At 72.2% G+C, this 19017-nt stretch carries 19 protein-coding genes; 11 read left to right on the top strand and 8 right to left on the bottom strand.

The features are described from left to right. Positions 1 to 16: 16 nt before the first annotated feature. A complete protein-coding gene (locus K8U61_RS18015) occupies positions 17 to 3247 on the top strand; it encodes a beta strand repeat-containing protein (RefSeq protein WP_224124438.1) in 3231 nt (1076 codons plus the stop codon). A 352-nt stretch (positions 3248 to 3599) separates the two neighbouring features. Next, complete coding sequence (locus K8U61_RS18020) at positions 3600 to 4952, top strand: hypothetical protein (RefSeq protein ID WP_224124439.1); 1353 nt, start codon at positions 3600 to 3602, stop codon at positions 4950 to 4952. Positions 4953 to 4964: 12 nt separating this feature from the next. Here K8U61_RS18020 and K8U61_RS18025 read toward each other — a convergent pair whose 3' ends face one another. Further along, complete coding sequence (locus tag K8U61_RS18025) at positions 4965 to 5840, bottom strand: hypothetical protein (protein ID WP_224124440.1); 876 nt, start codon at positions 5838 to 5840, stop codon at positions 4965 to 4967. A 24-nt stretch (positions 5841 to 5864) separates the two neighbouring features. Here K8U61_RS18025 and K8U61_RS25265 point away from each other — a divergent pair, with 24 nt between their 5' ends. Genes K8U61_RS25265 through K8U61_RS25570 form a run of 5 tightly spaced genes read left to right on the top strand, consistent with a single transcriptional unit; the run spans position 5865 to position 9546 of the window. Continuing rightward, complete coding sequence (locus tag K8U61_RS25265; RefSeq protein WP_224124441.1) at positions 5865 to 6266, top strand: (deoxy)nucleoside triphosphate pyrophosphohydrolase; 402 nt, start codon at positions 5865 to 5867, stop codon at positions 6264 to 6266. 5 nt (positions 6267 to 6271) lie between these two features. Continuing rightward, on the top strand, positions 6272 to 6565 hold the full coding sequence (locus K8U61_RS18035; RefSeq protein WP_224124442.1) for a hypothetical protein: 294 nt from the start codon (positions 6272 to 6274) through the stop codon (positions 6563 to 6565). Next, the gene (mshB, locus tag K8U61_RS18040; protein WP_224124443.1) at positions 6565 to 7491 is read left to right on the top strand and encodes an N-acetyl-1-D-myo-inositol-2-amino-2-deoxy-alpha-D-glucopyranoside deacetylase; all 927 of its coding nucleotides are present in this window, start codon (positions 6565 to 6567) and stop codon (positions 7489 to 7491) included. The genes K8U61_RS18035 and mshB overlap by 1 nt, the downstream gene beginning before the upstream one ends. After that, on the top strand, positions 7488 to 7829 hold the full coding sequence (locus K8U61_RS18045) for a DUF6113 family protein (RefSeq protein WP_224124444.1): 342 nt from the start codon (positions 7488 to 7490) through the stop codon (positions 7827 to 7829). The genes mshB and K8U61_RS18045 overlap by 4 nt, the downstream gene beginning before the upstream one ends. A 10-nt stretch (positions 7830 to 7839) precedes the next feature. Beyond that, positions 7840 to 9546, top strand: coding sequence for a VanW family protein (locus tag K8U61_RS25570; protein ID WP_224124445.1), 1707 nt, complete (start codon positions 7840 to 7842; stop codon positions 9544 to 9546). Position 9547: 1 nt separating this feature from the next. Here K8U61_RS25570 and K8U61_RS18055 read toward each other — a convergent pair whose 3' ends face one another. After that, entirely contained in the window at positions 9548 to 10489 is a 942-nt protein-coding gene (locus K8U61_RS18055) for an endonuclease domain-containing protein (protein ID WP_224124446.1), read from the bottom strand. A 184-nt stretch (positions 10490 to 10673) separates the two neighbouring features. Between K8U61_RS18055 and K8U61_RS18060 the strand changes: the two genes are divergently transcribed. Together K8U61_RS18060 and K8U61_RS18065 are read left to right on the top strand one after the other, a co-directional pair. Further along, positions 10674 to 11531, top strand: coding sequence for an esterase/lipase family protein (locus K8U61_RS18060; protein WP_224124447.1), 858 nt, complete (start codon positions 10674 to 10676; stop codon positions 11529 to 11531). Positions 11532 to 11564: 33 nt separating this feature from the next. Then, positions 11565 to 12545, top strand: a complete 981-nt coding sequence (locus K8U61_RS18065; protein WP_224124448.1) for a DUF389 domain-containing protein — start codon at positions 11565 to 11567, stop codon at positions 12543 to 12545. Here the strand turns inward: K8U61_RS18065 and K8U61_RS18070 are convergent. Continuing rightward, positions 12512 to 13393, bottom strand: a complete 882-nt coding sequence (locus K8U61_RS18070) for a GNAT family N-acetyltransferase (protein ID WP_224124449.1) — start codon at positions 13391 to 13393, stop codon at positions 12512 to 12514. The two genes, K8U61_RS18065 and K8U61_RS18070, sit on opposite strands and share 34 nt — an antisense overlap. A gap of 97 nt (positions 13394 to 13490) precedes the next feature. Between K8U61_RS18070 and fdxA the strand changes: the two genes are divergently transcribed. Together fdxA and dapC are read left to right on the top strand one after the other, a co-directional pair. Continuing rightward, a complete protein-coding gene (gene fdxA, locus K8U61_RS18075) occupies positions 13491 to 13817 on the top strand; it encodes a ferredoxin (protein ID WP_224124450.1) in 327 nt (108 codons plus the stop codon). Beyond that, on the top strand, positions 13817 to 14926 hold the full coding sequence (gene dapC, locus K8U61_RS18080) for a succinyldiaminopimelate transaminase (protein WP_224124589.1): 1110 nt from the start codon (positions 13817 to 13819) through the stop codon (positions 14924 to 14926). The genes fdxA and dapC overlap by 1 nt, the downstream gene beginning before the upstream one ends. A gap of 92 nt (positions 14927 to 15018) precedes the next feature. On the opposite strand, the gene K8U61_RS18085 is transcribed toward dapC, so the two are convergent. The 5 genes from K8U61_RS18085 to K8U61_RS18105 all read right to left on the bottom strand — a co-directional run bounded on the left by K8U61_RS18085 (position 15019) and on the right by K8U61_RS18105 (position 18934). Beyond that, the gene (locus tag K8U61_RS18085) at positions 15019 to 15210 is read right to left on the bottom strand and encodes a DUF5999 family protein (protein WP_224124451.1); all 192 of its coding nucleotides are present in this window, start codon (positions 15208 to 15210) and stop codon (positions 15019 to 15021) included. A gap of 141 nt (positions 15211 to 15351) precedes the next feature. Continuing rightward, complete coding sequence (locus K8U61_RS18090) at positions 15352 to 16326, bottom strand: VldE C-terminal domain-containing protein (protein WP_224124452.1); 975 nt, start codon at positions 16324 to 16326, stop codon at positions 15352 to 15354. 121 nt (positions 16327 to 16447) lie between these two features. Continuing rightward, positions 16448 to 17566 carry an intradiol ring-cleavage dioxygenase gene (locus K8U61_RS18095; RefSeq protein WP_224124453.1) on the bottom strand — a complete coding sequence of 373 codons (1119 nt, stop codon included), beginning with the start codon at positions 17564 to 17566 and terminating at the stop codon, positions 16448 to 16450. 83 nt (positions 17567 to 17649) lie between these two features. Beyond that, positions 17650 to 18240, bottom strand: coding sequence for an RNA polymerase sigma factor (locus K8U61_RS18100; protein ID WP_224124454.1), 591 nt, complete (start codon positions 18238 to 18240; stop codon positions 17650 to 17652). After that, positions 18233 to 18934: a hypothetical protein gene (locus tag K8U61_RS18105; protein WP_224124455.1), complete on the bottom strand. Its 702-nt coding sequence runs from the start codon at positions 18932 to 18934 to the stop codon at positions 18233 to 18235. The genes K8U61_RS18100 and K8U61_RS18105 overlap by 8 nt, the downstream gene beginning before the upstream one ends. Positions 18935 to 19017: the final 83 nt, after the last annotated feature.

The following is a 19017-nucleotide window of genomic DNA, read 5'->3' on the forward strand; positions in this document are numbered from 1 at the left end:
TCCGGAAGGAATCAGCATGATCAGCAGCGGCATCAAGCGGGGACTGGCGGCTTCCGCCGTCTCCGCGCTGGCGATCGCGGGCGTCCCGCTCCTCGCCTCCTCGGCCTCGGCCGACTCCATCACTTCGACGATCGCCGGCGCCGGCGACACCGTGCTGTACACGCAGTACACCGGTGACGCGTCGATCGCCAACGACGGCGTCGACACCACCGTCCACCTGCTCGCGGGTGGCGGCGCCAACATCCAGCAGGTCCGCTTCGAGTACGACAACGGCGGCACCTGGACCCCGATCGCCACGGTCTCCAAGTCCAACGGCGCCTTCTCGACCGAGTGGACCGTCCCGGCGGCGCTCTACAACACCGACGTCGACATCCAGGCCGTGGGCCTGCTCTCGACCGGCAACCCGTCCGCTGGTACCGCCGATGGCGCCACCGTGCACATCAACGTCGCCAGCCCGTCGGTCAACGTCGGCAACGCGGCCGGCTCCGCCATCGGTGTCTTCGTGCAGCCCTACGCCGGTGAGACCGCGACCGACTCGCTCGGTGTCGTCTCCGGCACCGCCAACGCGGGCGCCGCCGGCGTCGAGGTCTCCAACCTCACCACCGGCACCGCGACCGGCACCGACACCGCCACCCTCGGCACCCCGGCCAACGGCACCCGCACCTTCACGGGCTCGGTCGACTTCACCGGCTACTCGTGGAGCGCCGCGACCCCGGCCGTCAACGAGGCCGTGGTCGGCGCCGCGTCGACCGACGCCAACGGCTCCGACGACGCCGAGGCCGTCTCGCTGTACAAGCAGACCATCACCTCGGTGACCGCTACCGCGTCCCCGGCGACGGTCCAGGGTGCCGGCACCTCCACCGCCACCGTGACCGTGCTCGACCAGAACGGCAAGCCCGTCTCGGGTGCCCAGGTCGTCCCGGCGTCCGGCATCGCCGACGCCGAGTACACCGACGAGAGCGGCCAGGCCAAGTTCACCGGCCTCACCGGCTCGGCCGAGGGCTCGCAGTACGCCTACTACGTCAACACCACCGACAGCGACGGCTACGACGCGGCGGTCGACTTCCGTCGCACCGTCACCGTCACGTCCTACTCCCCGACCGCGACGACGATCACCTCGTCCTCGCACGACGGTGCGGCGTTCGACCGCGACGAGTACACCGCGGGCGACATCTCGGTGACCGTCAAGGACCAGAGCGGCGCGGCCCTCGCCGGCCAGAACCTCTCCGGCTCGTGGACCTTCACCCCGTTCGGTGGCACCGCCGCGGCTCCGACCACCGTGGTTCCCGCCGACAACGGCGACGGCACCTACACGGTCGCGCTGCCGGGTGGCACCTCCGCCGCCGAGGGCACCTACACCCTCAACGTGTGGATCGAGAAGGACGGCAACCCGGGTCAGGGTTCCGGCGACCTCTCGGCCTCCGCGCTGACGGTCAAGACCGGTGAGGCCAACCTGGTGTGGAACGACGGCGGTGTGGCCCAGGCCGCCGCCGGCAGCACCGCCACCGTCAAGGGTGTCATCGAGCTCGACGACCACACCGCGCTGCCCAACCGCAACGTGGCCCTCACCTGGACCAAGAACGTCCTCGGTGACGCCGCGATCGCCCCGCAGGCGGCGCAGCCGGCCGGCACCACCCGCGTCTCCGACACCGCGGCCACCGCGGTCTCGGGCTCGGACGGCTCGTTCGGCCTCGCGATCGTCGACCCGACCGCCACCCCGCAGACCGCGGAGCTGGGCGGCACCGTTCTGGCCAACGACGCCAACACCCCGGCCTACGGCACCAACAACGACAACGCCAGCTCCCCGCTCGAGGTCGACTTCCTGGCCGACACCGTGGTCAGCTCGTCCGAGTCGGACACCGACAGCTACGACCTCGCCGGCGACGCCACCCCGGGCCGCCCGGTCCACGTGGACATCACCGTCGAGAACGCCGCTGGCACCCCGCTGACCGACCTCCCGGTCAAGGTCAGCACCGACCACGGCTTCTTCACCACGCCGGACGCGACGCAGCTCAGCGAGCTCAAGGCCGACCCGGCTGCCGCTGACGGCGCTCAGTACGGCGAGTGGGAGGACCTCGGTTCGACCTACGACACCACCACGGACGACAGCGGCTACGCCGAGGCCGTCGTGGCGATCGAGAAGGACTCCGGCTTCGACGACGACGGCGAGGTCGACGCGACCGTCACCTTCACCGTCGGCGGCAAGACCTTCACCGAGCCGGTCACCTTCTACTCGGAGGACCCCTTCAACGGCGGCGAGGTGACCGTCACCCTCGACGACACCCAGACCGTCAGCGACGCCACCCTCCCGAAGGCGCCGACCACCGAGCAGCTCGCGTGGAACGTGCAGGCGACCGACCAGTACGGCAACCTCACCTCGGCGTTCATCGACCTGGACGACGCCGGCTCCGCCGCCGACCTGTCCACCAGCGGCACCTGGTCGAACTTCACCGACGACTCGCCGAACCTCTACACGAGCTCCGACGAGGCTGCCGACCAGACCGTCACCGGCACCTGGGACAACGCTCCGGTCACCACGTGGCTCGACGCCGACACCACGACGGCGGGCTTCCAGGGCGACACCGACGCCTCGGACAGCATCGACACGACCCACCCGGTCGACATCACCGGTGACAGCGAGACCATCAGCTGGTACGACATCGACTACTCGGCGTCGACCTTCACGCTGACCCACACCGGTTCGGACACCCAGCCGGTGGGCACCACCGTGACGGAGACCTACACCGCGGTCGACCAGAACGGCGAGCCGATCCAGGGTCTGCACGTCGACTTCTTCCGCACCGGTCCGGACGACCTGCAGAACGGTGAGGGCAACGGCAGCGGCACCACCAACGCCGCCGGCCAGGCCTTCTACATCTTCCAGGGCGCCAAGGCCGGCACGGCCACGGTCACCGCTGTGCTCAGCGACGGCTCGACGATCATCCCGCAGGGTGAGCAGACCGACGTCGTCAAGTTCCAGGGCACCGTCGACCCGAAGCTGAAGGTCTCGGGCTCGGGTGGCAAGACCGACAAGGTCAAGGCCAACGCCGTCAGCGCCGCCGCCGGCGCCAAGGCGACCCTCTGGGTCAAGGGCAAGAAGGTTGCGTCCAAGACGCTCAACGCGTCGGGCGACACGACCTTCAAGGTCAAGGACAAGAACGGCAAGAAGCTGACCAAGTACACGGTCAAGATCACCGCCGTCTCGGGCAAGACCACCGCCGACAAGGCCAGCAAGAAGATCAAGTGACCTTCTAGGTCCGTACGGGCTGGCTCCGGGGCAGATGAGTGACTGTCCCGGAGCCGGCTCCCCGGGGGCCACGCTCCCGCAACCCCCGTGCACCACTGAAGTACCAAGTCGGGACACACAGACGCGGTCCGGGCCATTCTCTGTTTGCCGCTGCGCGAGAATGGTCCGGACCGCCTGTGTCACCCTAGGGCATCCCGATCCCGCCCGATGGGCACCACGAGCGCCGTCATCGACGGCGCTCGCGGTGATTTCGGGCAGGTTCACCGGAATTCCTCCGGACTCCGCCCGGCCACCTACGATGAATCGTGGAGGGCGCGACCCTCCCTCGCCTGTCTTGTCTTGGGGGACTCCGATGCGTACAACCGTGCTGGGTGCTGCTGCCGCAGCCGTCGCCGTCGTGCTGACCGGGCTGCCGTCCGCGGCGCCGGCGGCGACGCGGGTCGACGGCAACCACTTCGGCGCCGCGAAGGTCGAGATCGTGAGCCAGGGCTGCCTCAACCCGGATGCCCGGCCGGACCCGGCGCCGAAGCTGCGGATCGTCCGGGACAAGGACGCCCCCCTCGGCCAGGGCGCCGTGGGCTGGAGCCCGGCCGACAGCTCCTACGGCATCGGCCCGACGACCCACGTCGCGTCGCCCTACTCCCTCTCCCAGCTCTCGATCAGCGTCCGACCCAAGGACTCCGGGGTCTCCGGCCAGGCCGTCGTGCTCTACACGCCTCCGGGCGACACCGGCTACTGGAACGGCCGCTACCAGCTCTCGCCGGACTCCGCCCAGGGCTGGCACACGGTGTCCGCGCAGGTCTCCTCGGTGCTGTTCCAGTGGCGCCACTACAACTCGTCGGGCCTCGCGGACGCCGATGCGCCCAACGCCGTGCTCAGCGACTTCGTGTCCGCGCACGGCGGTGACGGCAGTGGCGCCTGGGTCGGCTTCATGTTCGGCTGCGAGGGTCGCGCCTTCGACGTCGACAACCTCGTCGCCACCACCAGCGACCAGTCGCGCGTGGTCAACTTCGAGGGCTTCGGCTCGCGCGCCAAGCTCACCCGTGGCGGCAAGACCAAGAAGATCGTCCTGATCGCCGGCGCGACGAAGAAGCTGACCGCGTCGCTGCACACGATGACCGGCCAGGCCCTGCCGGGCCGGGTGGCGCTCCAGCGCAAGACCGTGCACCACAAGAAGTACGACCGGGCCGGCAAGGTCAAGATCGGGAAGTCCGGCAAGGCGGGCGTGAAGATCAAGCCGATCTACTCGGCGAGCTACCGCGTCTCGTACCCCGGCACCAGCAAGTACGCAGGGTCGACGTCCAAGACCATCAAGGTGCTGGTCCACACCAACGTGCGGGCCCGCTTCGCGGACCCGAGCGTGGTCCAGGGCAGCTCCTTCTCCGTCGTCGGCCGGTTCTGGCCGGGGCGGGCGACGACGCTCTGGCTGCAGAAGTACGTCAACCACGAGTGGACGACCGTGCGGAAGTTCCGCTCGGCCCGCGACGGCACCTACCGCGTGTCGGCGGCGGCGACCCGGGTGGGCAAGAGCTTCTGGCGGGTCTGGAACCCGCCGGGCGGCGGCAACCTCAGCGGCCGGTCGCCGGCGATGAAGCTGACCACGAACCCGAAGCCGCACCACAGCGGCGGCGGCAGCACGCCGACCAACCCGGACCCGCCGACCAACGACCCGACGCAGCCGCCGCCGCCGACCGGTCCGCTCTGACCGGGAGCGGCGTCAGAGCCACCGGCGCCGGATCGTCACGATCCAGCGCCGGTGCGGGTGCTCGGTGACCGTCCAGAGCCGGTCGGTCGTGGGGTCGTGGGCCAGGTCCTCCGGCCCCATCGGTACGGCGTACCTCCGCTCGCGGAGCGCGCCGGCGCGGCCCATCCACAGCGACCCCGGGGTCCGGGTGCCGTGCGAGGCGGTCAGGTAGTAGGTGCCGTCCGCGATCGCGACACCCTGCGCCCGGACCACCCCGAGGTCGACGACCTCGGTGACCTCGGCGAACGCGTCGGTCCCGATGTGCGCCACCCGGTGCGTCTGCGTCCGGCCGCCGTACTCCCCGGCCACCAGGCCGTCGCCGACGGAGCCGAGGAACGAGAAGCGGAAGTCGTCGGAGGGCGCGAGGCGGTGCCGCACGGGCAGCAGGTAGCCCGCCTCGGTGCGGACCACGTCGCGGGTGTCGCACACCCAGAGGCCGGCCCTGGTCGCCGCGACGTGCAGGGTCGAGCCGGACCAGGCGATGCCACCGGCGTGCACCGGCAGCGGGGCGTGCCCGTCGGCCGAGGGCAGCACGAGCTCGACGTGGCGGTAGCGCCGCCGCCGGAGATCGGCGAAGGAGATCCGGGACCGGTGGTCCGTCGAGTACCACGACACCGCGACGTAGCGGCCGCCCGGTGCTGCGGCGACCCCCTGCGGCCACCACCGGCGGTCGCCGCGGTCGACCGCCTCCCACGTCCAGGCGCGATGGGGTGTCAGGCAGGGCGCCCAGGTGCGCCGCAGCCGGCGGTCCAGCCCGCCGAGGACGGCGGTGAGGCCGGCCCGGCCGCCGTGCCGGGCGGCGAGCGCGTCGACCTCGGCGTCCAGGTCGTCGACGCGCGTGAGCTGCACCCTCGGAACGGTAGCCTCCCCGACGTGCCAGCGGTCAGCGTCGTCGTCGGAGCAGCGATCCTCCGGGACGGGCGGGTGCTGGCGGCGCGGCGTACGGCGCCGCCGGAGGCCGCCGGACGCTGGGAGCTCCCCGGCGGCAAGGTCGAGCCGGGCGAGACCCGGGAGGTCGCGCTGGTCCGCGAGATCCGCGAGGAGCTCGGCTGCACCGTCGCGGTGACCGGGTGGCTGCCCGGCGAGGTCGCCATCGGCGGCCGGCACGTCCTCGCGGTCGGCACGTGCGAGCTGGTGGCCGGCGAGCCCGAGCCCCGCGAGCACGACGCGGTGCGCTGGCTGGCCGGCGACCAGCTCGGCGAGGTCGACTGGCTCGAGCCGGACCGGCCGTTCCTGGCCCACCTGCTGCCGAGCCTGACCGGACGGGGAGGATGAGCGGCGTGCGAGGGATCTTCTTCGACGAGGACGACGCGGCCGCGGTGGTCGCGCGCCTCGTCTCCGGCGGGTACGACGCGCGCGTCGTCCGCGAGCGCCTCTCCGGCGAGGACGACGACGAGGACCACCCCTGGGCGGTGCTGACCGACGCGCCGGAGTTCGTGCTCGACCTGCTGGTCGACGAGTTCGACGGCTGGCTGGAACACGAGGAGCCCTCGCCTGGTTGGGTACCACCGAGCCCGATCGAGCTCCCGACGCAGCCGCGCCGGCTCAAGAAACCGAACGAGGGTGCCCCCTGATGACCGCTGCGACCGCCGACCAGCGCCTCCTGCTCGTGCACGCCCATCCCGACGACGAGACGATCGGCCAGGGCGCCACCATGGCCCGCTACGTCGCGGAGGGTCGCGGGGTCACGCTGGTCACCTGCACGGCGGGGGAGATGGGCGAGATCCTCGTGCCCGAGCTCGAGCACCTCGCCGCCGACCGCGAGGACGGGCTCGGCGAGCACCGCCGCGGCGAGCTGGCCGATGCGATGAAGACGCTCGGCGTCACCGACCACCGCTTCCTCGGCGGCTTCGGCACCTACCGCGACTCCGGCATGGCCTGGCACGAGGACGGCCACGCGGTCGGCGACCCCGAGGTGCTCGCCCAGCACCCCAACGCCTTCTGGAACGCCGACCTGACCGACGCGGCCGACCACCTCGTCGCGATCATCCGCGAGGTCCGGCCGCAGGTGCTGGTGACCTACGACCAGTTCGGCGGCTACGGCCACCCCGACCACATCCAGGCGCACCGGGTCGCGATGTACGCCGCGCAGCTGGCCGCGGTCCCGTCTTACCGCCACGACCTCGGCGAGGCGTGGGAGATCGCCAAGATCTACTGGGGCGCGATGTCCGAGAGCCGGATGCGCGAGGGCCTGCGTGCGCTGCGCGACGCGGGCGACACGACGACCTTCGAGGGCATGGACCCCGACGGGCCGCTGCCGCACTTCGTCACCGCCGACACCGACCTGGCCGCGGGCGTGGACGCCACCGACTTCGTCGACCAGAAGATGGACGCCATGCGCGCCCACGCCACCCAGATCACCACCGACGGCCCGTTCTTCGCCCTCTCCAACAACGTCGGCAGCCAGGCGTGGGGCGTGGAGTTCTACCGGATCGCGAAGGGCGAGCGGGGCGACCTCGACGACAACGGCCTCGAGACCGACCTCTTCGCGGGGCTGTGAGGCTGCTCGCGGCGGTGGGGCTGCTGGTCGTCGGCGCGGTGACCGGCATCGCCGCCGTCGCCGTCCACGACCGGGTCTGGGGCTTCGTGCTCGCCGCGGCGGCGACGGTCGTCACCACCCTGGCGCTGCCGCCCGGCTGGTGGTCGCGGCTCGCCTTCGCGATCGGGTGGGTTGCCATGGTCGGCTGGCTGACGATCCCGCGGCCGGAGGGCGACTACCTGATCAGCCAGGACTGGCAGGGCTACTCCGTGCTGGGCATCGCGCTGCTGCTGCCGATCGTCGCGGTCGGGACGCTGCCCCGGCCGCGACCGCGCGATCCGCGGACCGGCACTCCCTAGACTGACCCGCGTGAGCAAGCGGGAGGGTGCGGGCGGCGGCGTCGTCCTGCTGGTGGTCGCGGGCGTGGTGCTGCTCGCCGGGGCGGCGTACGCCGCGGCGCACACGATCGCGGGGGACAAGGTGCCGCGCGGCACCACCGTCGCCGGCGTCGACATCGGCGGGCTCTCGCCCGCGGACGCCGAGCAGGCGCTCCGGGAGGGCCTCGCCGACCGCGAGGACCGGCCGATCACCGTCGACCACGACGGCTCGTCGTTCGAGCTCGTGCCCTCGGACGTGGGCCTCTCGGTGGACTACGCGGGCTCGGTCGCGGAGGCCGGCGGCGGCGACCGCGGCTGGGCCCCCGGACCGCTCTGGGACTACTGGGCCGGCGGCGACGACGTCGACGCCGTCATCAACGCCGACGGAGCGCTGGACACGTTGGCCGACCAGGTCGGCACCCCGGCCACGGACGGCGACATTCGGTTCCGGCGCGGCGAGATCGTCGTGGTCGATCCCGTCGCGGGCGAGACCTTCGACGCGGAGGCGGCGTACGACGCCCTCCAGGACGCCTACCTGGACCAGGAGCCCGAGATCGAGCTCCCGGTCGTCGCGGTCGAGCCGGAGATCGACGAGGCGGACGTGCAGGAGGCGCTCGACTCGTTCGCCAACCCGGCCATGACAGGACCGGTGACGCTCGTCTTCGGTGACTCGCCCGTCCAGCTGCAGCCCCGCCAGTTCGCCCGCGCGCTCGGCATGAGGGCCGAGGACGGCGAGCTGGTCCCCGACCTCGACGACGCGGCCCTGATCCGCCTGGTCGACGCCGGCGTCAGCGAGGAGGACGCGCCCGTCGACGCCACCGTCGCGCTCGTCGGCGGCAAGCCGAAGGTGGTGCCGGCCAAGCCCGGCGTCACGTTCGACCCCGACGACGTCAGCAGCGCCTTCCTCGACCTGGTCACCCGTCCCGAGGGCGAGCGGGAGATGAAGGTCGAGGCGACCGTGGCCGAGCCCGACTTCACCACCGCCGACGCCAAGGCGCTCGGCATCACCGAGAAGGTCTCGTCGTTCACGACGTACTACCCCTACGCGGAGTACCGCAACACCAACATCGGCCGGGCCGCCGAGATCATCGACGGCACCGTCCTCAAGCCCGGCGACGTCTTCTCGCTCAACGACATCGTCGGCGAGCGCACCCGCGAGAACGGCTTCACCGAGGGCTTCATCATCAGCGACGGCATCTTCAAGGAGGACCTCGGCGGCGGGGTCTCGCAGATGGCGACCACGACGTTCAACGCGATGTTCTTCGCCGGCCTCGAGGACATCGAGCACAAGCCGCACTCCTTCTACATCGACCGCTACCCGGTGGGCCGGGAGGCGACCGTCGCATGGGGGTCGGTCGACCTGCGCTTCCGCAACGACACCGACCACGGCGTGCTCGTCCACGCCGTCGTCACCCCGAGCACCCCCTCCTCGCAGGGCGTTGTCACGGTCTCGATGTACTCCACCAAGACCTGGGACATCACGACCAAGACGTCCGACCGCTACAACTACCGCGCGCCCGCGACCCGCACCCTCACCACCGCCGACTGCTACCCCAACACCGGCTACTCCGGCTTCGACGTCGACGTCTGGCGCTACTTCCACGAGCCCGGGTCCGACGAGGTCGTGAGGACGGAGAAGTTCCACACGGCGTACACGCCCTCCGACACGGTGGTCTGCAAGAAGCCCAAGGGGGCGTGAGTCACGCGGCTGCCGGGACCCAGCCCCCGGCTCGGAGTGCGGCCTCGACCTGCGCGACGAAGCTGTCGGGGTCGACCCGCAGGCCGAGCAGCGGCAGCCGCAGCACGGTGTCCCCTGAGAGCGCGAGGGCGTTCTGGCGCAAGGCGTCGCCGATGACGTTCTCCGCCCAGGTGTGGTGGATGCCGTCGATCTCGAGGACGAGGCCGAAATCCGGCCAGCAGAGGTCGAGGTAGTAGCGGTTCCTCCCGTCCTTGCGGAGCACCTGACGTTGCGGCGGTGGGAGACCACGTCGTCGCAGGGCCTGGACGACGTCGAGCTCGCCGAGGGAGCGGGCCCCGTCGAGGAGGTCGTTCACGACCGCGTGGAGCAGCAGACGGCGTTTGTCCCGCCGCACGTGGAGCAGGGCCGATGCCACGTCCTCAGGACGGGCCAGACCTTGCTGGACCACCAGGGTCAGCACGTACGTCGCCTCCCGGTCGGTCCGGGCCCAGAGTGCGGCCCGCACGGCGGCGGTCGGTACGGGGGTGCGGGGGATGCCCGACCGGACGATGTCGCCCCGGTCCCATCGCCGGGTCTGGCGGATGTCGAACCTCCTGCTTCGGCGGACCCGGGCGCCTCGAGGCACCGAGACCCGGACGCGAGCTGTCTCGAAGCGTTCGAGCCCAGCGGCGATCAGGGCCGATGCGCCGTCGAGGCACGCACTCGGGCCGCCCTGGAAGACCGCGGCCCACATCTCGCCGAGCTCCTGCAGCTCCCCGTTGCCCAGATGCACCGACTGGTCACCGATGAGCTGCCACCGCCCTGCGCGGACGTGCCCGCGGATCTCCCAGCGGGTCACCCCGAGCGCGTAGAGCTGACGGCGTGACAGCACCCCGCCCTGGCGCGCGGCGGCGCCGACCGCGCGGCGGACGCGACGGGTCCGCAGGGAGGGCTCGGCAGGCATGGCTCGACGGTGGCCGATCGGGCTCAGCGGCGCCAGAGCGGTCGCGTCACCTGTGGAGGAAGCGACCCAGCGTCCAGCAACGTCATGCGGAGGGTGTCGTCTATGGCACCGTCCGCATGACGTCCGGGCACCATCGGGTGCCAAGGGGGCGTGACGGCGGTCACCCGGGCTCGTTGAGCCGGGCATGCGTCGACTCATCGGTGTCCTGCTCGCGTCCGTGCTGCTCACCTTGCTGGCCGGGCCAGGCCTGGCTGCCCCGGCCCGGGCGCTGTCGGTGCCGCTGGCGACCTCGCCCCTGAGTGGACTTCCTGGGAGCGAGCCGACCGGGGCGAACGACTGGTCGTGCGCGCCGAGCGCGGCCCACCCGACGCCGGTGATCATCGTGCACGGCACCTTCGGGGACCGGAAGAGCCTGCTCGACGACCTGTCCTCGGCGATGGTCGGCGCGGGCTACTGCGTCTTCTCGCTCGACTACGGCAACCGCGGGACCGGGGACATCCCGACCTCGGCCCAGCAGCTGAAGGCCTTCGTCGGCAAGGTCCTCGACGCCACCGGCGCGGCGCGGGTGTCGATGGTCGGCCACTCGCAGGGCGGCATGATGCCGCGCTACTACATCAAGTTCCTCGGTGGCGCGGCGTACGTCGACGACCTGATCGGGCTCTCGCCGTCCAACCACGGCACCACGATCGTCGGCGACCCGTCCAACCCGATCACCGGCGCGCTCCTCGACGGCGTCTGCCCGGCGTGCCGGCAGCAGGCGGCCGGGTCGGCCTTCCTCACGAAGCTCAACAGGGGCGACGAGACGCCCGGCGCCGTCAGCTACACGCAGGTCTCCACCCGGTACGACGAGGTCGTCGTGCCCTCCACCTCCGCCTTCCTCGCCGACGGGCCGCGGACCACCAACGTCACCGTGCAGGACTACTGCCCGGCCGACCTCGCCGAGCACGTCCTCATCCCGATGAGCCGGACCGCGATCGCCTTCGTGCTCGACGCCCTCGCGCACCCGGGACCCGCCGACCCCGACCTCCAACCAGCCTGCTGAGGCGCGGCCACGGCGCGGCGTACGCTGCCGCCCGTGGTCGTGCACTTCCGGTTGACGTCGCCGGCGAACCTGACCGGGCCGACCGTGGGGCTGCTGCGGCACCGCGAGTGGATCACCAACATCACGCTGCAGGAGGGCGCGGTGATCGACCCGCCCGGCGACCTCGTCGAGTGCGACGTCGCGCGCGAGAAGGCCGGCGAGCTCCTGCACGACCTCGAGGAGCTCGGCGTCTGTGCCGAGGGCGGGGTCGTGATCACCACGCCGACCGGTGCGCCCTTCCGCCGAGCCAAGCAGCTCGAGGCCGCGGCGCCCGGCCACCCGGACGACGCGGTCATCTGGGAGGCGGTCGAGGCGCAGGCCGAGGCGGGTGCGGTGCCGACCGTGTCCTACGTGCTCTTCATGGTCATCGCGGTCGCGCTCGCCTCCATCGCCGTCATCACCGACTCCGCCGTGCTGGTGGTCGGCGCCATGGTCGTCGGGCCCGAGTTCAGTGCCGTCGCGGCCGCGAGCGCCGGGATCGCGCTCGGCCGCGCCGGCCTGATCGGTCGCGGCCTGCAGCTGCTCGTCTACTCGTTCGCCTTCGCGGTCGCCGTGATCGCGGTGCTCGCGCTCGCGGCACACGTCGGGGGGCTGATCACGACCGAGGACGTGACCCGGTCCCGCCCCAACACCGGCTTCATCTGGCACCCGGACGTGTGGTCCGTGCTGGTCGCGCTCCTCGCCGGGGCGGCTGGCGCGCTGGCGCTCGCCCTGTCGAAGACCGCGACGATGGTGGGCGTCTTCATCAGCGTGACGACGGTGCCGGCGGCCGGCAACCTCGCGCTCGGGCTCGCGGTCTGGGACCGCGGGGAGATCGTCGGCTCGGCCACCCAGCTCGGCCTCAACATCGGCTGCATGGTGCTCGCGGGCGCGCTCGTGCTGGTGACGATGCGGCTCGGGTGGAGCCGTGTCACCGCCTGGTCGGAGCGGATCTTCGGCCGTCAGGCGGACGTGACGGGGGCCAGGTACCGGTAGGCGTGGTGGGTGACGAACCCGAGCCGCTCGTACATCGCGATCGCCGGTGCGTTGTCGCCGAGCACCTGCAGGTACGCCGTCGTCGCGCCTCGCTCGGCGCCCCACTCGAGCAGCGCGGCCATCACGGCGAGCCCGAGGCCCTGGCGCCGGTGGACCGGCTCGACGTGGATGCCCCGGAAGCCGACCCAGTCGTCGGCGTAGGCTGCGACCCCGCTGGCCCGCTCGCCCAGGCGCACCGTCAGGAGGCTGTCGACCTCGTCGTACGCCGCGTCCTCGGGCACGTCGACTCCGCGAAGCCCCCGACGTGCCTGCGCGACGCCGGCGAGCTGGAAGAGCGTGTCCGCGTCGTTGCTCTCCGCGACCCAGCCGCGGCCGCGGAAGTAGGCGTCCTCGTCGGAGTCGGCCGGGACCGCGGCGATCGGACGGCCGGTCCGTGCGGCGTACCACGCCACGACCCGGTCGAAGGCGTCCTCGACCCCGGCCGGCCCGAACGCCAGGACGGAGTTGGCGCGGCGCGCGGTCGAGGCGGGGGAGTGTCGGAGCAGCCACTCGCCGAGCGGCTCGGGCTCCAGGTCGGGGAAGAGTGCGAGCGCGCGGCGCTGCGCCTCGCCGGGCGTGACCCGGAGCCGCGGTGAGGGGCGCGGCGGGACCGGCTTGCCGGAGACGATGTCGGCCAGCGCGATGCTCACCGCAGGGCCGTCCTCGGGCTGCACGACGCAGGCGCCGTCCGCCCAGGAGAGGCAGGTGCCGAGCAGGTCGGTGAGCGCGGGACCGCCGGTCGGGCCGGTCTCCCCGCGGACCAGACGGCGGACGACGACGCGCTGCCCGACGACGTGCGGACCAAGCATGTGCTTGGTCACATCGTGGGTGGGGTCGCCGGATGACACGGTGGGGATATTAGGCTGTGCCCGAGCACCTGCTCTCGCGAGGATCCAGGAGGAATCGGTGACCTACGTCATCTCCCAGCCGTGTGTCGACGTCAAGGACCGCGCCTGCGTGGACGAGTGCCCCGTCGACTGCATCTACGAGGGCAAGCGGATGCTCTACATCCACCCCGACGAGTGCGTCGACTGTGGTGCGTGTGAGCCGGTCTGCCCGGTCGAGGCGATCTTCTACGAGGACGACGTGCCGGAGGAGTCCAAGGACTACTACGACGCCAACGTCCACTTCTTCGACGACCTCGGCTCGCCGGGTGGCGCCGCCAAGATGGGCGAGATCGACCACGACCACGCCATGATCGCCGCGCTCCCGCCGCAGAACCAGGACCACTGATCGCCACTGCCGATCGTCGGGTCTCCACGCGACTGCCCGACTTCCCGTGGGACCACCTGCTCGAGCACGGTGAGCGAGCCCGGTCGCACCCCGACGGGATCGTCGACCTGTCCATCGGTACGCCGGTGGACCCGACGCCCGAGGTCGTGCAGGCGGCGCTGCGCGCCGCGGCCGACTCGCCCGGCTACCCCCTGACGATCGGCCGCGCCGAGACCCGCCAGGCCTGCATCGACTGGCTCGAGCGGCGCCACGGCGTCACCGGCCTCACGCTCGGCGCGGTGCTGCCGGTGATCGGCTCCAAGGAGCTGATCGCGTCGATGCCCGGCCACCTCGGGCTCGGCGCGGGCGACGTCGTCGCCTATCCCGAGCTCGCCTACCCGACCTACGAGGTCGGCGCGGTGCTCGCGGGCTGCACCCCGGTCGCCCAGGACTCGCTGACGGCGTTCGGACCCGAGGCGCCGGCCCTGCTGTGGCTCAACTCGCCGTCCAACCCGACCGGCCGGGTGCTCCCGCCGGAGCACCTGAAGAAGGTCGTCGACTGGTGCCGCGAGCGCGGCACGATCCTCGTCTCCGACGAGTGCTACCTCGAGTGCGCCTGGGACGCCACCCCGATGTCGGTGCTGCACCCCGACATCTCCGGCGGCTCGCACGACGGCATCCTCGCGGTCCACTCCCTCTCGAAGCGCTCCAACCTCGCCGGCTACCGCTGCGCGTTCGTCGCCGGCGACGCCGGCCTGGTCGGCGAGCTGCTCGCCGTGCGCAAGAACCTCGGGCTGCAGATGCCGGGTCCGCAGCAGGTCGCCATGCAGGCGGCGCTCGAGGACGACGCCCACGTCGTGGAGCAGCACGCCCGGTACGCCGCACGCCGCGCCAAGCTGCGGGAGGCCCTGGAGACGGCGGGCTTCCGGGTCGACCACTCCGAGGCGTCGCTCTATCTCTGGTCGACGCGAGATGAGGACTGCTGGGAGACCGTGTCCTGGCTGGCCGACCGCGGCATCCTGGTCGCGCCGGGCGCGTTCTACGGGGCTGCCGGCAAGCAGCACGTGCGGGTGGCCTTCACCGCCACCGACGAGCGGGTCGACGCCGCCGTCGTCCGCCTCGCCCGTTGAGTCGAGGGTTTCAGCGGGTTGAGTCGAGGTCTTTCGCGCCGTACGTCGACGGAAGGTGGCGATTCGGCCGACGAAAAACCTCGACTCGACGGTCAGGCGGAGAGGCGGATCGTCTCGTCGTGACCGTCGGGGGTCAGGTAGTGGCCGTCGTCGAACCAGATGACGCCGTTGCAGAGCTGGCACCAGCCCTGCTCGGTGTGGTCGGCGACGATCTGGGCGGTGCAGCAGTTGTCAGAGCTGCTGTCGGGGCAGGCCGGTGAGTGGGTGCACATCGTGGTCTCCATGGAATACGTGGTGAAGACTCCATCGGCACGAGGTCGGTGGGGGCTGAGTGGTTCAGGCGGGTTGTTCGGTCTGGTGATTCCCAGGATGGGCCCGTTCAACGCCTCTCGTCGGACTTTCTCCACAGGAGTGGTGATCCGGGGTCACGGATACACGTCGACGTGCACGTGGTCACGGTGCTCGAGGATGGCGCGGTCGCCGGAGCTCTCGGGCGGGTCGTAGTCGCGCCAGCCCTGGTCGGAGAGGTCGCCGGCGCTCCAGATCCGGTCGTCGAAGATGACGTGCGCGATGCCCAGCCGGTCGGCCTGGGCGACGAGGTACTGCGCGATCGCCCAGCCGCGGATCTTGTTCTCGGCCGAGACCGGCCGGACGAAGATGTCGACCGCCCGGCCCTCGTAGTGCGCCGAGCCCGCCATGTGCCCCGTCGAGACGCCACCGGGGGCGAAGCCGCCCAGCGGGGGCGAGCCGAACATCGTGTCGACCTCCCGGCGCACCACGTCGGCCCGCCGGGTCAGCCCGGAGTCGGTCAGCCGGGTCGGCGCCGCCGACGGCTCGTCGGTCACCACGCAGCTGAAGGCGTGGCGTGAGTTGCCGGTCAGCGCGGACGCGAGCACCCGGGCGTCGGCCTCGTGGTCGGCGTACGCCTCGGAGTACGCCGAGCGCTGCACCTCCTGCGCGGCCTGGGTGACCTCCATCGTCTCGTAGCCGTCGACCTTGGCGAGGGCGTCGTAGAACGCGTTCGCGGCGTAGACCGGGTTCTGCACCTCGGCCTTGGTGCCCCAGCCCTGGGAGGGCCGCTGCTGGAAGAGACCGAGCGAGTCGCGGTCGCCGTAGTCGATGTTGTAGAGCTTCGACTCCTGGTACGCCGTGGCCAGCGCGATCGTCGCGGCCCGAGCGGGCATCCCGCGGTCGACCGAGATCGCGGCGATGAGCGCGGCGTTCTCGGCCTGCTCGGGGGTCAGGGTGACGGTCCGGCCGCTGACCGTGGCCGTGCACTCGTCCTTCGCGAAGAGCGGGCTGACGTGGTCGAGCAGCGAGCTCACCCCGCGGTAGCCGACCACCGCCACGACCCCGACACCCACCAGCGACACGATCGCTGCGATCGTGCGCAACCTCATGCGAGCAAGTGTGCCGGGCCGGTCCCAGGGGTGCCGCAGCGGGCGGGTGAGCAGATGACTACGCGCCCGCGCGGCCTCGGGGGACGGGCAGCGCCGCGCGAGCGCGTAGCGGTGGTGCAGCTCAGGCCCGCGGCAAGGAGACCCTCCGCTGCACGATCTTGGTGTTGCCGGCCCGGTCGGCCAGCGTCACGACGACGGTCGCGTGTCCCGCGTCGACCCGTCGGGGGACCGCCACCTTCACCGCGTGGGTGCCCGGCGCGAGCCAGCCGGTCCTCTTCTGCGCGAGCAGGTCGTCGTCACGGACCACCTGGACGCGCGCGACCGTCCGCTCGCCCGCGACGACCGGGAGCGAGACCGTCCGGCGACGCCCGCGGTGCCGCACCGAGGCCGCGCCGACGCGGGCGTCGACGACGTCGTCCGGCGTGCTCGTCGCCGTGGCTGTGGCCGTGGCGGTCGCCGTCGCCGTCGGCGTCGCGGTGGTCGTCGGGTCGTCGAAGTCGAGGTAGCTCGTGAAGGAGCCGGTGTAGCCGGCCGAGACGGAGCCGGTGACCGGCATGACCAGGCTGGCGTCGTAGATGTTGTCCGAGGCGTTCGTGGTCCGGGTGCCGGACTTCGTGTAGTCCGAGGTCGCGAGCACCGCGTTGTTGAGCGACTCCTCGAAGAACAGCTGCGAGGTGAAGTTGACGCTGGTGCTGCTGTCGAGCGCCTTGCGGATCCGGAAGTGGATGTGGACGGTGCGCCCGACGTACCACCCGGGCCAGATGGTGGTGAAGGTGACCTGACCGTTCTCGTCGGCGACCTGGTAGCCCCGGAGGTAGTCGTAGGCCGTCTGGTCGCCGTTCCCGGTGGCGGAGACCGCCGAGTAGACGCCCTGGGCGTTGCACTGCCAGATGTCGACGTAGGCGCCCTCCTGCGGCGTGCAGCCGTCGCCGGCGTCGATGAGCGTCATGGTGAAGGTGAGCGGGACGCCGTCCTCGACGGCGCCGGTGCCGGTGTCGGCGCGGACGTCGCTGCGGTTGAGCTTCTCGTCGACCCAGTAGGGGCCCTCGGTCTTCTCGAGGGTCAGCGTCGCGCAGCCGCTCGCCGCGGCCAAGGCGGCGTTGGACGAGCTGGTGGGCACCGCGGCGGACGCCGCGGACGCCAGGCCGCGCACCGAGGCGACCGCGATCGAGGTGAGGCCGAGCGCGACACCTCCGTGGAGCACGGAGCGACGGGTCGCGCTGGGGGTCGGGTGCGTCATGGTCGTCCTTCGGTGTCGGTCGGTGTCGGTCGGTGTCGGTCGGTGTCGGTCGGTGTCGGTCGGTGTCGGTGCGGGTGTCGGGATCAGGAGGGGAGGGCGAGGCCGAGGACGTCGAGGCTGCGGACCTCTGTCTCGTCGCCCGCGGGCATGAGCTCGCGCAGCCGCTTGAGGCCGCGGTGCCGCACGACGCGGACGGCGACCTGGGTCAGCCCCAGCGCGCGAGCGGTGGCGGCCACGTCCAGGCCGACGACGTCGATGCAGCCGACCACCTGGCGCTCGCGAGGGGGGAGCAGTTCGAGGATCCCGCGGACCCAGTCGAGGCCGGGTACGTCGATCTCCGGCCCGTCGACCCGGTCGAGGGCGGCCGCCAGGTCCTCGCGGGGATCCGTCGCGCGCCGGTCGCCGCGGCGTGCGTGGTTGAGGGCGATCCGGCGGGCGATGCCGAAGAGCCAGCCGCCGAAGTCGGAGCTGTCGCCGCGGAACGACGGCAGCTTGTCGGCCGCGATCAGCCACGTCTCGGCGGCGATGTCCTCGGCGGCGACGGCGACGTCACCCGTGGGGCGGGTGCCGAGCCACACCAGCAGCCGGCTGGCGTGCATCTCGTAGAGCGCCGTCCATGCTGCAGCGTCGCCCGTGCGGGCCTGGGAGAGGAGCTCGTCCGTGCGGTCAGCCATGGTCGCCCCCGGCGTCGGGCTGGGGTTCGGTCGGCGGCTCGGTGCGCGGTTCGCTCGCGCGCTGCGGCGCCGGTCGCCCCGGCTGCGCCTGGTCCGGGTGGTCGACCGGGTCCTGCTGGTCGGGAGCGCTCGGGGGAGCCCCGCCCTCGGACGGTGCTGCCGCGCCGGTCGCACCCCCACCGGAGGCGGTGTCGGCCTGGTCGGCTGCTCCCGCGCCGGGCGAGCCGGCGGACGAGCCGGCGGAGGCTGAGGACGACATCGACGGCCTCGTCGGGGGACGGGGGCCGCCGGATGTGATCGAGCCGGACTCCTGCCGGCCGGACTCCTGCCGGCCGGAGACGGAGTCGCCGGCCGGCTCGGACGAGGAGTCGTCGGCGTGGCCGCGCGGGGTCGACGAGGTCGTCGAGGTCGTCGATGTCGTCGAGGTCGGCTCGATGACGTCGACGTGGCGGACCGGCTGGTGGTGGGACGGGACCCGCCCCGTCACCAGGCCGGCCGCGATCGCCGTACCGCCGGTGGTGAAGAGGGTGGCGGTCAGGGCGACCGTCGCGACCCGGCGGGCGCGGCGTCGGGCCGTGGCTCGCTGCTCCGCGCGCACCGCGCGGGCGGCGAGCTGGGCGACGAACAAGGGGTCGGGGCTCAACGGTCGCGCCTCGACCGTCAGCTGCTCCAGACGCGACTGCGTCCCCTCCATGCTGTCCCCTCGTGCCCCACGCCCGGCCGCGGCGGCCGGTCCTCCACCCCATACATGTCACGACCGGCGCGTGCTGTTACGCC

It is taken from the genome of Nocardioides mangrovi, assembly GCF_020073815.1.
In the GTDB taxonomy this organism is placed as follows: domain Bacteria; phylum Actinomycetota; class Actinomycetes; order Propionibacteriales; family Nocardioidaceae; genus Nocardioides; species Nocardioides mangrovi.

Excerpts from the sequence above, each read along its gene's own strand:
- K8U61_RS18015 (WP_224124438.1), top strand. The coding sequence starts at position 17 with ATGATCAGCAGCGGCATCAAGCGGGGACTGGCGGCTTCCGCCGTCTCC.
- K8U61_RS18020 (WP_224124439.1), top strand. The coding sequence starts at position 3,600 with ATGCGTACAACCGTGCTGGGTGCTGCTGCCGCAGCCGTCGCCGTCGTG.
- mshB (WP_224124443.1), top strand. The coding sequence starts at position 6,565 with ATGACCGCTGCGACCGCCGACCAGCGCCTCCTGCTCGTGCACGCCCAT.
- K8U61_RS18055 (WP_224124446.1), bottom strand. The coding sequence starts at position 10,489 with ATGCCTGCCGAGCCCTCCCTGCGGACCCGTCGCGTCCGCCGCGCGGTC.
- K8U61_RS18060 (WP_224124447.1), top strand. The coding sequence starts at position 10,674 with ATGCGTCGACTCATCGGTGTCCTGCTCGCGTCCGTGCTGCTCACCTTG.
- K8U61_RS18070 (WP_224124449.1), bottom strand. The coding sequence starts at position 13,393 with ATGCTTGGTCCGCACGTCGTCGGGCAGCGCGTCGTCGTCCGCCGTCTG.
- K8U61_RS18085 (WP_224124451.1), bottom strand. The coding sequence starts at position 15,210 with ATGGAGACCACGATGTGCACCCACTCACCGGCCTGCCCCGACAGCAGC.
- K8U61_RS18090 (WP_224124452.1), bottom strand. The coding sequence starts at position 16,326 with ATGAGGTTGCGCACGATCGCAGCGATCGTGTCGCTGGTGGGTGTCGGG.
- K8U61_RS18095 (WP_224124453.1), bottom strand. The coding sequence starts at position 17,566 with ATGACGCACCCGACCCCCAGCGCGACCCGTCGCTCCGTGCTCCACGGA.
- K8U61_RS18100 (WP_224124454.1), bottom strand. The coding sequence starts at position 18,240 with ATGGCTGACCGCACGGACGAGCTCCTCTCCCAGGCCCGCACGGGCGAC.
- K8U61_RS18105 (WP_224124455.1), bottom strand. The coding sequence starts at position 18,934 with ATGGAGGGGACGCAGTCGCGTCTGGAGCAGCTGACGGTCGAGGCGCGA.